Annotated in this window: 17 protein-coding genes; 3 read left to right on the forward strand and 14 right to left on the reverse strand. The window is 35.1% G+C overall.

The window, feature by feature from the left end:
- Positions 1–15 precede the first annotated feature (15 nt).
- The 6 genes from AC4BC3_RS10310 to AC4BC3_RS10335 all read right to left on the reverse strand — a co-directional run bounded on the left by AC4BC3_RS10310 (position 16) and on the right by AC4BC3_RS10335 (position 7,151).
- Complete coding sequence (locus AC4BC3_RS10310; protein ID WP_206907330.1) at positions 16–1,017, reverse strand: LacI family DNA-binding transcriptional regulator; 1,002 nt, start codon at positions 1,015–1,017, stop codon at positions 16–18.
- A gap of 9 nt (positions 1,018–1,026) precedes the next feature.
- The gene (locus AC4BC3_RS10315) at positions 1,027–1,644 is read right to left on the reverse strand and encodes a YitT family protein (protein ID WP_490466440.1); all 618 of its coding nucleotides are present in this window, start codon (positions 1,642–1,644) and stop codon (positions 1,027–1,029) included.
- 410 nt (positions 1,645–2,054) lie between these two features.
- Positions 2,055–5,078: a hyaluronate lyase HylB gene (hylB, locus tag AC4BC3_RS10320; RefSeq protein ID WP_490466441.1), complete on the reverse strand. Its 3,024-nt coding sequence runs from the start codon at positions 5,076–5,078 to the stop codon at positions 2,055–2,057.
- 264 nt (positions 5,079–5,342) lie between these two features.
- Complete coding sequence (locus AC4BC3_RS10325; protein ID WP_206907336.1) at positions 5,343–5,795, reverse strand: MarR family winged helix-turn-helix transcriptional regulator; 453 nt, start codon at positions 5,793–5,795, stop codon at positions 5,343–5,345.
- Positions 5,796–5,798: 3 nt separating this feature from the next.
- Complete coding sequence (locus tag AC4BC3_RS10330; protein ID WP_206907338.1) at positions 5,799–6,272, reverse strand: YbaK/EbsC family protein; 474 nt, start codon at positions 6,270–6,272, stop codon at positions 5,799–5,801.
- A gap of 201 nt (positions 6,273–6,473) precedes the next feature.
- On the reverse strand, positions 6,474–7,151 hold the full coding sequence (locus tag AC4BC3_RS10335; RefSeq protein WP_490466442.1) for a DUF4767 domain-containing protein: 678 nt from the start codon (positions 7,149–7,151) through the stop codon (positions 6,474–6,476).
- Positions 7,152–7,432: 281 nt separating this feature from the next.
- Here AC4BC3_RS10335 and AC4BC3_RS10340 point away from each other — a divergent pair, with 281 nt between their 5' ends.
- From AC4BC3_RS10340 to AC4BC3_RS10350, 3 genes are all read left to right on the forward strand, one after another.
- A complete protein-coding gene (locus tag AC4BC3_RS10340) occupies positions 7,433–7,639 on the forward strand; it encodes a hypothetical protein (protein WP_490466443.1) in 207 nt (68 codons plus the stop codon).
- A gap of 33 nt (positions 7,640–7,672) precedes the next feature.
- A complete protein-coding gene (locus tag AC4BC3_RS10345; RefSeq protein WP_206907341.1) occupies positions 7,673–7,837 on the forward strand; it encodes a hypothetical protein in 165 nt (54 codons plus the stop codon).
- Positions 7,838–7,911: 74 nt separating this feature from the next.
- Entirely contained in the window at positions 7,912–8,892 is a 981-nt protein-coding gene (locus tag AC4BC3_RS10350) for a S41 family peptidase (protein ID WP_490466444.1), read from the forward strand.
- Between the two features lie 1,629 nt (positions 8,893–10,521).
- Here the strand turns inward: AC4BC3_RS10350 and AC4BC3_RS10355 are convergent.
- From AC4BC3_RS10355 to AC4BC3_RS10390, 8 genes are read right to left on the reverse strand one after another with little or no spacing between them, the layout of a single operon-like run.
- Positions 10,522–10,983, reverse strand: a complete 462-nt coding sequence (locus tag AC4BC3_RS10355; RefSeq protein ID WP_490466445.1) for a DUF5085 family protein — start codon at positions 10,981–10,983, stop codon at positions 10,522–10,524.
- 9 nt (positions 10,984–10,992) lie between these two features.
- Complete coding sequence (locus AC4BC3_RS10360; RefSeq protein WP_490466446.1) at positions 10,993–11,421, reverse strand: hypothetical protein; 429 nt, start codon at positions 11,419–11,421, stop codon at positions 10,993–10,995.
- On the reverse strand, positions 11,418–12,128 hold the full coding sequence (locus tag AC4BC3_RS10365; protein WP_490466447.1) for a hypothetical protein: 711 nt from the start codon (positions 12,126–12,128) through the stop codon (positions 11,418–11,420). The genes AC4BC3_RS10360 and AC4BC3_RS10365 overlap by 4 nt, the downstream gene beginning before the upstream one ends.
- Positions 12,125–13,660, reverse strand: coding sequence for a T7SS effector LXG polymorphic toxin (locus AC4BC3_RS10370; RefSeq protein ID WP_490466448.1), 1,536 nt, complete (start codon positions 13,658–13,660; stop codon positions 12,125–12,127). The genes AC4BC3_RS10365 and AC4BC3_RS10370 overlap by 4 nt, the downstream gene beginning before the upstream one ends.
- Positions 13,647–14,333 carry a DUF4176 domain-containing protein gene (locus tag AC4BC3_RS10375; protein ID WP_490466449.1) on the reverse strand — a complete coding sequence of 229 codons (687 nt, stop codon included), beginning with the start codon at positions 14,331–14,333 and terminating at the stop codon, positions 13,647–13,649. Before AC4BC3_RS10375 ends, AC4BC3_RS10370 begins: the two co-directional genes overlap by 14 nt.
- 7 nt (positions 14,334–14,340) lie before the next feature.
- Positions 14,341–14,619 carry a TIGR04197 family type VII secretion effector gene (locus tag AC4BC3_RS10380; protein WP_490466450.1) on the reverse strand — a complete coding sequence of 93 codons (279 nt, stop codon included), beginning with the start codon at positions 14,617–14,619 and terminating at the stop codon, positions 14,341–14,343.
- Between the two features lie 15 nt (positions 14,620–14,634).
- Positions 14,635–15,078 (reverse strand): YwqH-like family protein, encoded by a 444-nt coding sequence (locus tag AC4BC3_RS10385; RefSeq protein WP_490466451.1) that lies wholly within the window; start codon positions 15,076–15,078, stop codon positions 14,635–14,637.
- Between the two features lie 22 nt (positions 15,079–15,100).
- Positions 15,101–15,985 carry a hypothetical protein gene (locus AC4BC3_RS10390; protein WP_490466452.1) on the reverse strand — a complete coding sequence of 295 codons (885 nt, stop codon included), beginning with the start codon at positions 15,983–15,985 and terminating at the stop codon, positions 15,101–15,103.
- Between the last annotated feature and the right edge of the window lie 24 nt (positions 15,986–16,009).

Raw genomic sequence — 16,009 nt, forward strand, 5'->3', positions numbered from 1 at the left:
AACCACTAGTCGGATTTAATCGCCTGTGCTCCCACGCAGACTGAGTTCCGTCGCAATAATTAATTTTTTAGCCACTTGTCTTCCAGTTTCTAATTTCTCCAACAGTAACTCCACACTTGCTTCGCCCATCAGTTCTGTATGTATTCTCACTGAACTCAACGTTGGAAAAATATGTTTAGCAACACTCGTATCATTGAACCCAATTAACGATACTCTTTCAGGTACCTTGATTCCTGCTTCCAGCAACGCTCTTAGTGCACCAACCGCTAAAGGATCATTTGCAATAAAAAATGCGGTTGGCAAATGTTGCCCTAACGTAGCGATTGCTTGTTTCATCATCTCATAACCACTTTCGACATCAAAACCACTTTGGAATACATTTTCCTCTCGGTAGACGTCACGGAAACTTGTGTATTTTTCAAAAGCAATGGTTCGTTTGTCTTTTCCAACAGGATGGTTAGGCAATGTTTTACCGTAGTCCAAGCCACCGATAAATCCAATATTCTTATGACCGCGCGCACAGAAAAAGTCAATCACACTATTCACAGCCTGATCAAAATCTAGGGACACAGAATCATATTTTGTTGAAAGAATATCCATTCCAACAAAAACTAGGTTATCTGTAAAATCAATTAATGATTGTTGCTGCTCTGGTGTACATTCGCCAATCGAAATAATCCCAATTACCTCTTCATCAAATATACGTGTATCGTTATAAAAATAGCGCACAATCTCATAACCTTCATCCAAAATCTTCTTTTCAGCACTCATTCTTAGCGAAAGATAATATACATCATCGAGCTCATCTTTTTCCGTCATCCATTGAACGATCGCGATTTTTCCTTTATCAATGACGCGGTTCCGTTTATATTTGGTATATTCTAGTTTCTCTGCCGCTTCAAAAATTCGTTTTTTTGTCTCATCACTCACTGATAACGTTTGATCAAAATTCAATACTCGAGAAACAGTTGTCTTAGAAACACTTGCTAAATCTGCAATGTCTTTAATTGTTGCCATGTTAGCACCTCATTCTTCAATCCTTCGTTTTAATAAAAAATCTAAAATATACGAGTTCAGTAAACTGAACAAAATACCTATCACTACTGATTTTACCCCATAAGTCAAAAATCCCAAAGCTAGTACCATCACATTTATGTAACGGATTCCTCTGGCAATACTAAATTCTGGATGTTTTTTATTGATTGCTAAAGCAATGACATCCATTCCTACCGTAGAAGCATTCGCAGAAATACAGCAATAATACCCAATCGCGATAAAAACACAGGCAAAAAGAAAATCAACGACCAAATTGATTTGCACATTGAGTTTAAGTAGATAAAACATCGTAAAGAACAGGTTATAGCAAATACTGCTAACAATTGATTTGAGAAAATTCCCTTTTCCTAGAAAGAACCAACAAAAAATCAATAATAAGACTGTTACACCAGAAGTTAAATAAAAAATTGGTATTTGCGAGATTTTTTCTAAAATCATCGCCACACTCGTTACCCCACCATTGATAATATTATTCGGTTTCATCCAATTTGCGTAAGCAAATCCTAAAAAAATATTTCCAACAATGATTTTTAGAATATTTTTTTGTTCTGTTGTCGTTATTTTACTTTGAATCACAGCTTTTCGCATTCCTACTCTCTCCTAACAAAGCGCTTTCATTTCATTCTAGTAGAACTATACCATTGATTCACCTATTTTTTCAAATAGTTTAGTGAAAATTCAGTAAAACATTTTAGACGTTTGTTTAAACTTCTAATTTTACACAGAAAAAGAAGAACGAGTACAAACCAGCTCGTCCTTCTTTTTTTCAACTTTCATTTACAGTGTTCACCATTCAAAACAAGTCTAAATGCCACAAAAATTTGAGAAGTAATTTCTGAAAATGCATTCTTATTTATTGGAGCTGGGCATTTCTTTCACGACTTTATCTTCGTCCCAAAACAACTCCTCCCTATAGCTTTTCATTTCAACATATGAAGAACTATTTTGAATGCTTGCTCGCTATTTTGTCGAAGCTGAATGTTTTGCGCCGTAACCTTTTATTCCCACTCAACTTCCAACTGACTAGATTCACCTGTCATACCTGCCGTTTGAACTTGTGCACTTCTTCCATCTTCACTGATTGTTATATTTTCATCTGCATGAATAACTGTTTTCACTGCTTTTGAAAAATTCAGCGTCAGTGTTGCATTCGTTTGTAAAGGATTAGCGACTGTTACTTTCGCCTGATTTGATTCCTCTTTCACCAAAACTGAGGCTGGTTGATCCACTGTAATACCTGCCACTGTTTGATTGGCTACCCAAAGATTTGCTGCTGTTATTCCAGTGACTGTATCTTTGACACTTTGATTTTCCTTTTTGTTGGATAAAATTTCGATTCGATTTTGTTTTGCATAATCTTCAAGACTTTGCGTTGTTGCATTTGGCAAAAGAATATACGCATACTTTTCATCAATTGGTTTTTGACCATGGTTAAGTAAAACTTTTTGATAGTTTTCGGTATACACTTGATTGTTCGGGAAACCTTCATTGATATCGCTGTATTTTCCAGTACGCTGTTCCTTAACTAAAGTAATTGTTTCTTCTTGAGGGAAGTAATATCCAATACTCTGATTTTTTTGTGAAGATGACAAGAGGAGCCAGTCATTTGCTTGCATGGTTTGTTCGCCATTACTGGAAACCTCACCTTGATTTGTCATCAACTGGTACGTACTGTTGGAATCAAGCATTCGGTTTTCAATCACTGTTTCAATCGAAGCTGATGTCGTTCCTTGAATACCTGAGCCTAATGCAACAATTTGGCCATCAAATACAAACCAAGATTTCTGCGCTTTAAGATCCATTGGTAAAACCATACCGTTATTTTTCGTTCCCTCTTTGTTTAGCGCCATGCCAATAGCAGCATTTTTTCCGTCTGTTGCACCACCTACTTGTTTTTCTGAAGAACGCACTGTCGTAAATGAGCTCACTTCATCTGCTAATTTGACTGTATCAACTGTCGTGCCAGGCAATCGGTATGGATCAACCGTCGGCCAATAACCTTCCCCGTATTGCTGATCTTGATTGAATACATACAACATACCATCGGATGTATGCCAGCCACGTTTGTTCTCTTTGTTACCTGCCTCGAATGAAGAAATTCGGTTCGAGTACATGCTAAGTCCCACACTAAAATCACCACTAGCATAAACATAGCGATCCATTGCACCATACAATTTACTTCCTAGAAACGGTTTTTCTTTTCCAAGAATCGTTTCATCACTCATCACCTGTTTCGTTAACAATAAATCTTTGAAATCACGTGCATTGGTATAGTAATAAGCTGGATTCTCCTTCAACCAATATTTGACACTTTCTTTTAACTGACTGTTTGCTGACGGGTCTGCAAATTCTGATACTAGCAATAAATTATACATTGTTGGTGAACCAAAACCAGTTGTTTTTGTCGAAGTTGCTCGCGAAATGGAACGACCATTCACCATTGGCATCATTTCGCCCTTCTCGATTAATGGAATAAAGGCGTTATTCACATTGGTCACAAAAGAATCTGTTACTTCTTTAGGTAAATTCCATTTGGAATTGGCTAAAATTCCTAAAATCTTGCTTGTTCCTTTCACCAAAACATTTCCATATGAACCCGTGTATGGAATATCACCATGTTGAATAAACGAACCATCTTTATAGAATCCGTCTCCTTTTGTCACAAGTGCAAAAACTTCTTTGATACTTTCGCCGGAAACACTTAATTTATCTCCACTTTTTTGTAAAATACCCAACCCCATGACCGTTAACGCTAAATCCGTGCGATTCGCTCCTGTCGTTTGGAAATTGGGAATAAAATGCAAATCAACAAAGGTTCCTTGTGGCTTACCGTACAATTGTTTATAAGGATCTGGAACATACAGCGAAATGACTTGCGTGTATTTTGACAATTGCTCCGTTGTCAGCTCGTCTTTCATAATCATCAGAATATCAATAAATTTTTGTGGCACACCAATCTGCCAATCCCACCAGTTACCATGATATTTTTTACCATCGTATTTTCGAACATCTATCATAAAATCAAGTGCCTCAACAATGTCCGTTCTTGCCTGTTGATCTCGATAAAGGGTCGTTCCTTTTGTTCCATAAGCTCGAGCCAAAACAGAAAGATTCGCAAATTGGGTTGTTATATCTGCAGAGGCTGTGTCTGATGCAATCTTTTCCCACAAATACGTGCGATTGGATTCTTTATTTAGTTTCCCATATAATTCATTGGCTTGTTTTGAAAGCTTTTGCGTATACGCAATAATATCTGGATCATTTAATAATTCAGGATTTTTTTCAAAATCACCAACAAGATTCGTTTTCCATTTTTGTTGCAACTCTTTGGCTTCTGCCTCAGTTGGATCATTTGATTCTTCTGGATCTAAAGGAATCGAACCAATCTCCCCATTTTTTAGCGCCACTACCTTCAACGTTATCCGATCACCAAAAAGACGAAGTCCAATTTTGCCTTGCCATTCTCCATCAATACTTCCATTACCATTAGGATAGTTGACTTCTTGATTTTCATATAACAAATGCCCATTTAAATAAGTAACAATTTTTTTCCCTTCATAGCGTACCAACAAACGATATGTTTTTCCCTTGACCAACGGTGAACCTTTAATTGTGGTGATCCACTTTCCACCCGGTTGTCCTAGCTGCCAATCTCCATCTCCATTGTAAGCAAAGGACTGCCAAGTCGTTGAATCAGTCTCACTTCCTCTAAAAATCACCCCAAAGTTTTTTTGTCCTTCATAAAGAAAAGTCATCTCAACTTCTCCAGTTTTCTTTAACGGTGCATCTTGTAACACACTCACAGATTCAATCGAAGATCCTTGTGTTGTATTACTAATAACTAATTGATTCTCACGAAGACTAGTCTTAGAAGTCCCTTTGATATCTAACCAATTCCCCTTTTCTTGACTAAAATCAGTTTCAAAAATTTCCGTTGCTCTTACTGTTACACTCTGAAACATACCGATAGCAATGATAGTTCCCACAAAAAATACCCACTGAATCATCTTCCCTTTTTTCATCTGATACCTCCTAGATAGCTTGCCTTCAGCACCTGTCTATAATCCAATTGTGACACAACTAAATAAAGCGTTTTCACAAAGCATGATAGCATAGACTTTATTTTTAGTAAACATATAAGATAATTCACTAAACTAAGCGTTTTGATTAAGTGGTCTTCAACAAAATATGTCTTTTAAACTGTTTTGTCCCTGTCTCCAACAAGTATTACAGACAAAAAGCCAAACAGAATATACTTCTGTTTGGCTTTTTATTGTTAGAAAAACCTAATAGATTCGTCTATTGCCGTTTTTTACAAACAGCCACTCTTCATCGACATTTTTGCTAACCTTTTTCAATAAATTTAACAAGGTTTCTTTTTCTTTTACGGAAAGTCCAAGCAATGCAGCCTTTTCCGAATAAGCTTCTTCACGCTTTAAATAGTCATAAAGTGCTTCTGCTTTTTCAGTCGTATATAATCGACGAATTTTTTTATTCTCAGCATCGATTTCTTTACGAACTAAACCAGCGTTTACAAGTTTTTGAACAGATTTCGATACAGTTGTTCGGTCTTGTTTGACTAACTCTGCTATCGCGTCATTGATAATCCCCGGGTTCTCATAGATTCTTGTTAAGTATAGATATTGTTCTTTGTTTAGCTCTAATTCCTTGAACTCAACATTACTAATATATGATAACGAACGGGAAATGATTCCAATTTCTCTTAAAATCTCAGACATTTTTTACTCCTCTACAGGTAATAGATAGGTTTCCAAATTAAGCGTTTCAATTATTCTATCCAAATCTGCTACTTTCACCACCATTGTTTGATCTGGACGTCCTGGTGCGAATACTAATTTTTCATGTGTTAATAATTCTTCGTCAATAATCATTGGAACATGTGCTTCGTAGCCAAAAGGAGAAACTGCGCCAGACTTTTGTCCCGTCTGCTCTTCCATCACTTCTGCAGAAACGACGGATACTCTTTTGCCAATCAACTTACTTAATCGTTTAAAATCACTCTTTTTCGTCGTAAAAGTCAGAAAAATATAGTTATTTTTTTGCTTATCTTTTAAGTATAAACTTTTGGTCTCGGTGCCGGTAAAACCTTGCTCTGCTTTGACCACTAACGCATCTTCATTTGTGTAAATCGCGCGATGATCATATAGTTCGAAATCAATTCCAGCTTGACTAAATGTTTCTTCTAAATTAATCAAAATGATTCACTCCTCAAAATTGTAGAAAACTCTACATTAGCTAGCTATAAACTTACCGCTTTTTTGTTGAAAAATCAACATTTTTCTGTTGGTAGATCGGTGCTTTTTTTCATCTATGTTTCTAAAGAGCATAAAAAAAGGCTTGTTAGAGGTACTAACAAGCCTTTTTAGTTCTTCAGTCAAAAATTTTAAACTCTCTTTTTATATGTTTCCTACAATTTCAGTGAATCCATCTTTCAATTGCTGATTCTCAGTTTCTTTGAAGTATAAATAATTGTCAGGATTTCCTTGATTCTGACTCGTCACCAAGACCTTAGGAACACCTGCATCAATCGTAAAGAAATAAACATGCTTAGCCAACGATGCTTGCGTCTCCGCATCAGAATAGACCGCTACTAACGCATAATTAGCAGCTTCACCATTTTCCGACCAAGTTAAAGTGATTGGCACATTATTAACTGTCGCTTGCCAGCCATTTGTGTTAGCAAGAACTGTATCAGGAAGCTGTAAACCATATAAATTAACGTTATTTCCGGGACCATATTCTTTATAACTTTGTTTCATGGTTTCTCCCCAGCTAGCCATAAATGTGTTTAATTGTTGCGCTTTAGCCTTACTCCACAAAACATTCACCGCTTGACTTTCTCTAACTGAAGAACTATTGCTTTCCATAGTCATCTGCTGATTACTTGAAGTTGTAGAGACAGAACTTTTGCTTGTGCTCATTTCCGTTGTAACAGTTGAATGTTCTGTAGAAGCTACCGTTGTTTCTTGACTAATTTTGGTAGAGGCGGACATGGAACTAACCTCTTTATTTTGTTGACAAGCAGTCAACAATAATGTTGTAAACAATAAACTGATGATCGACACTTTTTTCATTTTATAACCCCTCATAAAATAACTTTAATTTAATATTTAAAAGTTATTATAACGAACTATAACTATTACTACAATCACTTGAAAAAATAATCAGATTCGAAAAATATTTATAGCGTGACTACAATGATGCTATTTACATTTGTATCTTCCTCATGTCACTGTTACCACACATGCTTCTCTCTTCATCGCTCCTTCAAGATCAGAAATATGCCTTTCAAGATACTCTTACCTTTTTTCTCAAAAATATGTTAGCGTTTACTTATTGAAGGAGGTGACTTTCTATGAAAAATGTGAAAAAATTAAGTCAACAGAACTTAAACAAAATTTTAGGGCGTGGTTACCAAGGATTCACCCCTACTGGACCAAAACCGAGTGATTGGGAAATGGCTCTTGGAGGTACGACATTTCCGGTACAAGGAGCTTGCCCTTCTGGGTCAAACACAATAGGATATATTGGTGGTGGTCAGCATTTATGTAAAAAATATTAAGCGCCATTTTCTTCGTGGAAGGAGCGATTACGAATGAATTTATTTGATTTCTGGTCCCTCACTTTTGGCGGAACGACTCGTGATTCTTATGAAAAGAAAAATGGACAATTAAACCTCTTGCCCAGTTTCTTTTGGATTCTTTTTGTCGTTGCTGGTATGTTATTCCTTCACTTCCTCATTGGTTATTTTTGGAAGTAAAAAAATGAGAGAGATTCAACTAGTGAAACCGCCGACCAATTCCTAGTTGGATCTCTTTTACTTAAGGTGATTGTATGAAAAGATTATTTGATCAGTTATTTTTAAACTTCTTTTCCTTTTTCTTAATAGGTATGTTTTTCTTACTTCCTTTCTACTTATCCAAAAGTGATGTACGCGATTATGAAGCTTTCACACTTTTGCATACGCAAGGTATTATCGAAGATCGTGGTTCTTGGCAGAAAGTTACTCAAACTATTCGGTCAAAGAAAAATATACCTACTATTGAACAAGTAAACTATGCCGTACAACTAGCAAATCATCATAATTTTGCTATGGCGCTCAATACAGCAGCTCAACAACCCACAGTAGAAATCCTACCCAGTAGACATGATTTTCTGGAATTTTCTGTGATCACTATTCCATCAATCTACAGCAATCATAATGTGTTTATAAAAAATTATGTCAATACCTTATCAAAACTGATTGAAACTGCGGAGAAAAATATTGTACTGGATTTAACAAATAACACTGGCGGATCTAGGGAACCTATGATTCTTGGTGTACGCTCACTGATACCAGATGGGCAATTGTTCGATGAAGTTGATAAGTGGAAAAATCACTATCCTTTAATTTTGAAAAACACCCTCTTACTAGGTGGGATTTCTGGTAGTACATGGAATGGGTTCAATCATCTGACATTTAATCCCACACCAAAAAGTTTAAACAAAAAAGTCGCCGTAGTTGTCAATCACAAAACGGCAAGTGCTGCAGAAAATGTATTAATCGCCCTAAAAAATAATCACAAGGTTAAAGTATTTGGACAACAAACAGCTGGACTAACCACTTTAAACGCAGCCAAATACTTAACCACTCGTCATAATAACATTCCATGGCTCATCAATTATTCCATTGGCTATATACAAAGTACAGCCAACGGTAATCAAAATCCAGCTTCTTATCCAAACGGCATTTTGCCAGATACGAAGTCTGATTTTACCTACTTGAATCAAGAAAACAAGCAATTAGTTCAGCAACTGCGCTCTTGGTTTAAGTAAAATCGAGGCTTTTCCTGTTAGATTTGACCAGTCGTAGTTGTTTTGAAGTATTACATTAAAAAAAATCAACTCATATAGCCTAAGCCAACAAAAAGCTCTTTTAATTACTTTCTCAATGTTCGATGCAATAAAAATAAATAAAATATTTTTATTTCTCGAATACTTCTACTCAGTATTCGAGAAATTTTATTATCAAAGACACGATGTTACAGTATCTATGTAAAGGATAATCAGTGAGAACTAGTTGTCGTTATGAAAATAATACAAGAATCGACTCATAAAAAGTCATTGATTAAAGGGTAAAGGACTACTGAGTCCCGAAGCAAAAACTACTTATTTAATGAATAAGGTCAATCTTCACGTGTATTCCAATTGCTTTTTGATGGTAAGTTACGTTTACTTGAGTATCAAAAAGAAGATTGGTGGAAAGAATATCAATCACAATAAAAATTTTATTAAGCCCTCCTAAATTCTCTCCTAGAGTGATTCTATTTTAAGATTTTTCAGGAGATAATTTATAAAATCGAAAACAAACAAGGAAAAACTTACCATTTAATCAAAAACTTTGCTCCTATGAATATATTAGATTGGTCAAAAAAGTGGACCAATACAGTTAGTCCTCTTTTTGTTATTTTGATGTTCTAAATCATTTTTTTGAATTATTCCCTTGTTCGATATAGACTCAAATCACTAGGTATCAAACTGAGTCATACGAAAACAAAAACATGAAATTTAATCTGTTAAATAATCATTGAATAACATTTAAAATCAATAAAACGGAATCAGACATGGAGTCAAAAACGCTGAGAGTAAAAAAATATATAGTCCCATAGGTAAAGTGCCACAGGGCTGTATATTTTTTATTTCAGATTACCTGAAATGATTCCATTTACTTTTCGTCTTATTTTTCCTACTAGTTAGTATCGAATACTCTCCTATTTTCTCAATAAACTATTTTTGGCTACATGGCATCTGAGACAACTAAAAGCTTGATGTTACAGTAAAAAATCACGTTATTTCCATTTCAGATACATTTCACTTAAGCGGATTCCAAAAAAACAAAAGAAAAAGGAGCCCCTAGTTAGCCTATGCTTTCTAAAAGTTCCTCTTGAGACACGGTCATATAACAATGGGGTAGGGTAAATGAATGGAAAAGATGGAAGAATCATTATCATATCAAAAAAAAGATTGATAATTAGTCACAGATTTATCATTTAAAATCATATGATATAAAAGTTTTCGGTGTAAGTTTCGATGTAAAAAATAGGGGCACATAGGAAAAGAAATTAATTCGAGAGTGTAATACAAACCGAGTAAGTAACCATTAAATCCAAGGCAGGTGGTTGCTTGTTTTTTCTTTTTCAAGCTCTTTTGCCTTCTTATGTTCTTTACCTATATGTTTTTAAACACTTTATCCTAGAAAATAGTCGATACTTCTGGGGAAGTGTAACTCACCCCCTTTTACTCTTTATTCTCAATCAAATAATTCTTTCCAAAAAAATTTCACTTTATATTCACCAGGCCTCATCAATATAGAATTGAGTTTTGGCGATAGATAGATAAGTGCGCACCATAAGACGAATTAGTATTTCTAAGTTAATGACACAGAGCCATATCATTTCGTTTCTCTTATTTGCTTTCACGAACACTAATCATCAAATCTGTATAAACGACTTCATTCACAACCTGTGGGCAATAAAAAATTGGCGATGTTACTTCAAGTTTAGCTTCCACTACATAGCCGAGTAATTCCCCCAAAGCTTCCGAAAACCTTTTTGAACTATCGCCCTTCACTCTTGTAGCAAGCAAATTATTCACTTGAAAATAGGTTTGAAACCGATACTCTTCTGGCAAATTGTTTTGGTTTGGTTCATTCACAGGAAGAAGAACTTGAATCAGTAACTCCTCCTCATCTCGAATATCCGAATTGGTTGAATAGAAAAAGTTTTCCGCTAACGAATAACCTGCATCAAAAATAGTTTGCAAGGCATCTTCAAAGCATTGACCTGTTTCCTCTGAACTTGTTATATAATATCGACTGACGACATTTTCAAATTGAAGTGTTTGATTATATCCTATCGTTCTTTTCATTTTTTCCACCTACTCTGTCACAGGAATCATTAAATCAACCCAGTATTCACCATAAACCGGAGTCATAACCATGATCAACTTGTCTTCATACTTCACTTCATTCTCCTGAAGCACTGATTTCATCGACTCTAAAGCAACATCAATTCCATCATCGAATGGAACACGTTCACGGACCATCTGCTCAAACTTTAACTCCTCTATCAGCTGTGAACTGCCATTTTCTACAGGTTCATTCACTGGAATATAGAATTTGTACGTCTGTTCCTCTTGCTCAAATTCTGTAGGCTTTACTTCGATCATTGTTGGACCATTTTTGTAATAGCCATCCTCAAACAGTAACTCTTCAGACTCAAAAACCAATCCTAAAAAATTATCTGGAACTGTTTTGACCTCTGTGTACACAAGATTATTCATTTCTAATGAGACGACATCCATCATTTTGATTTTCCTCTTTTCATCATTTTAGTTGTATTGCCATATACAGATACATCTTTCTTCGGTTCATCTTTTCGCCAGTATGGGAGGATTCTGGGGAAGTTGAAGGTGAGGACGATCAATAGACCACCAACAATCATAGAAACACCTAATAAAAGAAAGAATTCTTTGTCTGAATATGAATAAAAAAACATACAGACTATCGCAAATCCTGAAACAACATTAGTATAATAGTCCCCATACTTATCACGAAATTTCATCGATCCTCTCTTCAAAGAAATACTTACTACTGCTATATGAGCAAGTACCCCAATTATCCAAACTAGAAAAATTAAAATGCCTGCATTAGTATTGTACTTAGTTGGCTCTCTTGTTAAACAGGCAGAAAAAGCTACCGTTGATAATAAGAAAAGAATACCGCTGATATAAGATATTACTACAGCATATTTTTTAAGTTTAGTTATATTAAAAATTATCAAACCAAAAATGTTAAATACAATCATAATTGCCAGTGGAGCCCTTAATGATTTCAAATAATTATTAATCACTTTACCTGCTCCAGCAGACCATATACACAGCAAAACAAAACAAAGCAAAAATACAAATCCAAAAATTCCCATTGTAAATGATTTAATAGAAAACGGTCGTTTTGAAAAAGGCTTATATCTATTTGTAACGAAATTTTCTAATATTATTTTCATTCGAATCACTTTGAAGCCCCCTTTATTAACGAATTAACACCACTTTTCAATTTCTTGTCTACTCCGATTTTTTCTATCATCTTATCTGCTACTATGGAAGTTATTACACCCGCACCAGCAATAGCCAAAACTGGCGCACCAACACTAGCTGCAATAGCTGTAGCTGTTCCAACAGCCGCTGTAGTCGCACCAACTTTCAGAGCATCTACCGCTACACCACCCACTTTACTTGCAGTAATTTGGTTTCCTTTTAGCCCTTCTTTTCTTGCTTGTTTTTCGCTTTTGCTAACCCCTTGTCCAACTTCTATAGCACCCGCTATCAAGTTCAGTCCAGGCATCACTTTTCCAATACCTTTTGCATTTTTTAATCCTTTAATGTCATCTAAAATACCTGTAACACCAAATGATGCTTTTTTAATAGCTGTTTTTGCAGTTACCTTTCCAGCCGCTTTTAAATTGGATTTTGTGATTTCTTTAATTCTACCACTTGCTGACTTAAAAATTGATGCTTCATCAAAGAGTTGAATTTCTTTTAAAGCTGCCTTTCCAGATTTTGTTAATTTTTTAAGCCCTCCACTTGATGAAAGTCTTGAAAAATTTTTTCCATCCTTTACCCAATCATCAATTCCTGTTAATTTATCTAATTTTTTTGTAAATTTTTTAGAGCCTTTTACAATTAAAGTTCCATCAGATAATTTAGATAACCTTCTCCCTATATATATCCTCTTACCATATTTAGCATACTTATTCCCATCTTTGACAAAAGTTAAAGATAAACTATTAATCTTTTTATCAATTCGATCTAAATCAGCAGCTGTCATGTTCCCATTCATCGCAGCCAATACGGGATGATCTCTTTTAAATTGCTCTTTCTCAAACTTCTTGACATCCTTATGCTCTTTACTAACTTTATTCTTAAAGTCCTTATCTTGATAAATCTTCAGAGCTTTCGACGAAGTATAGCTCATCCCTAATGTCCCGGATAACTTGCCCAACTGAGAATTTTGACGTGAAAGTCCATCGGCAATAGAACTCTTCTTTCCTTTAAAGTTACCCATTGCAGTATTTGTATCTGATAATACTTTTTTAGCTTTTTTCAACCCGCTACTAAATTCACTTGAGCTAACCGTAGATAAAGCAACTATCCCCGATGCATAAGAATATGCATCTGTAAATTCTTTATCAATCTTTTCTATTCCTTCTTCTTTAGGAGAAATTTTTTCGATCATTTGAGTTAAGACGTCTGTATCAATTATCGCGCTATCACTGCCCTCTTTTACATTTGATTTAAATGAGGAAATTAAACTATCAAATTCACTACTTAATTGAGAAACAGCATTATAGTAACCATCTAATAACGGAATCTGATAATTCGATATTTCTGCATTGATAGCTGTTTTTGTTTTCCCAGAAAGTTCTCCGCTTGATACAACACCCTTTAACGAACTTTTAGCCGTCTCAATTTTTCCCTGTAGTGTAATTTTAGAAGATGCAATAGACTCCTTTGCCTTGATTACCTCCACCATATCAATCTTTACCAACAATAATCCCCCCATCGGATGTTAGTTTTGCTTCTCTTGTATAAAAAGAAGATAGTGCCCCACGTTCTAACAATTGTTTTCTTAAAACTATCTCTGCAAAATTTTCTTCTCTTTCATTTGTCATACCTTCTGAAACGACACGCTTTATCAGAAAATTATTGAAAAACAGTGGTTCAACATCCTCTAAAATTCCAAATGGCCAGATTGTTCCAATGTAATCGATATACTCCTGTCCTTGTTCGCTGAGAAGTCTTCTTCCGTGGATGCTGACCAACAACCCTAATTCAGAACTTGAAAACATCTGTTGAATCTCATCTGATAAAAGCGTCTCATCCAATTCAACCACAGTACCAATAGGATAAATTTTACTAAACAGCAGATCAATTAACCCCATATATTTTTGAAACTGGCGAAAAGTCAATATAGCTGACTGCTCCAACTTTTTTAGCTCTACTTGTTCTTTCTCATAGTTAAATTCAAGGTGTAAAGCAGAACCTATCATCGGTTTATGGGTAAACATGGGTTCTTTTCTTAGATAAGACTGATAAATATTCTTTAACAATACCGGTTGGTTTCCTAGCAGGTTGCCCACTGTAATTAATAAGTCAGAAACTTCAACTTCTGGTTCTCCAAGATATTCTGTGGTTAGCGTTTCATTCCATAATTCTCTCATAAGCACATCAAACTCCTCTGGAAATATACATATTTCTTGCACTGCTCTTGTCTTCGTCTTTGATTTTCTCCCCAACTTGAAGCATTTTCGCAGTATCTTGCTTACTAAAGCTTTTAAATTTACTTAATGAGCTATTTACATCTGATATGAGCTCTTCAAATTGCTTAAATGGTGCTAAGTTTGTTTTGGAAAATTGAATTGTTTTTACTTTACCTAGATCACTGACTGCTGAACCAGCCTTATTGACTCTTTGTCCCCATGAATTTCCTAAACCGATCCTTACCATCTGTTTTCACCTCATTTAGCTTTCTAATTGTGTAGCGGCTGATTCCAACGAACTGATCCGAATATCTAGCGTACCAATCGTCATACTTACCCGTTGTTGATCTTCTTTTAAATTTTTTAGCTTTTCTTCAATTTTTGTTTTATTCTCCTTATGAGATGCTTTATATTTTTTTAACTTGCTAGTTGCATTTTCTAACTCCTCAATATATTTATCCTTGCGATTTCCTTTGAATGAGCCGCCTCCCGAATCCTTTAAAGTTGATAAACTCGAACGAAAGTTTGATAAGCTAGATAACGCTGTTGTTACTTTTTGTTTGGCTTTTTCCAACTGTTCAATCTTTTTTTCTAACTCTGCTTTCTTTCCTTGAGCAATAGTCCGTTCACCTTTTAAACGTTGTGCTTGTTGTCTTTTCTGCGCTGCCTGCATTCTTTTTCGCTGTTTTGCCTCATCATCACTCATCTTCTTACCTCCTTAACAATTTTTATGCTATCCCTAGAACAACCGAAACAATCTGAGCTAACACACCACTTGCTGTATTGATAAATAACTCTGAACGAAAGATTGATTTGTTTTCTTTGATGACAGTTTCAAAAGCTACTTTATCCTGACGTTCAGCAGCGACTAAAGCCTTCTCACTAGCTTCTTTTACTGGGGAGTCAATTTTTATTTGTGAAATGACTGTTTGTAATTCTTTTTTAACAAGCTCCCAATCAACTTCATTATTACTCTTAACTTGTTGCTGATTTTTGTTTCCAAAGGTTGAAGAATTAATCGTACTGTCTCTGATATCACCTATAGTTGTCGAAGTGCTGTTGTCATTGGCATTATAGCTATTAGAATTGTGCGAATGGATATCATTATCCTTTTGAATACCCATATTGAAATTCGCGTAGTCTCCATGAGCAATGTTCTCATGATGATCTCCATTAAAAATCTTTTGTTCTGCAATATTTACTGTTGCAGAGGTGTTTTTACTGAAGGACTTCTCCAGAACCATTCTGACCTGTTCCATAAACTCACCATCTTTAAAGTTGATTAAGTAATTGTAGCCAGAGTTAAGATTGATTATCAGAAATTGTTTGTTATTGCTGTACTTTTGAAAAATCATATACAGATAAAAGCCTGAAAATGCCATCCCTACTAAACCAACCACTGGTTGTAAACTTACCACTAATAGAGAAATGACAAACACAACGATTACTGGGATAGGTAGACTTAGTTTTCTATTCCCTGTATAGATTCTTGAAATATTACTTAATTGAATAGAGATACGATCAAAATGCAATACATTATCTTTGATCGAAAATAGATCAGTGACAATCTCTTCCTCGTTTGAATCAAATAAACTTGTTAAATCTTTCCCCATAATTTATCTCCCTGTTTTTGTTTT

The sequence above is a fragment of the Enterococcus sp. AAFC-DPL-6103 genome (assembly GCF_058216595.1).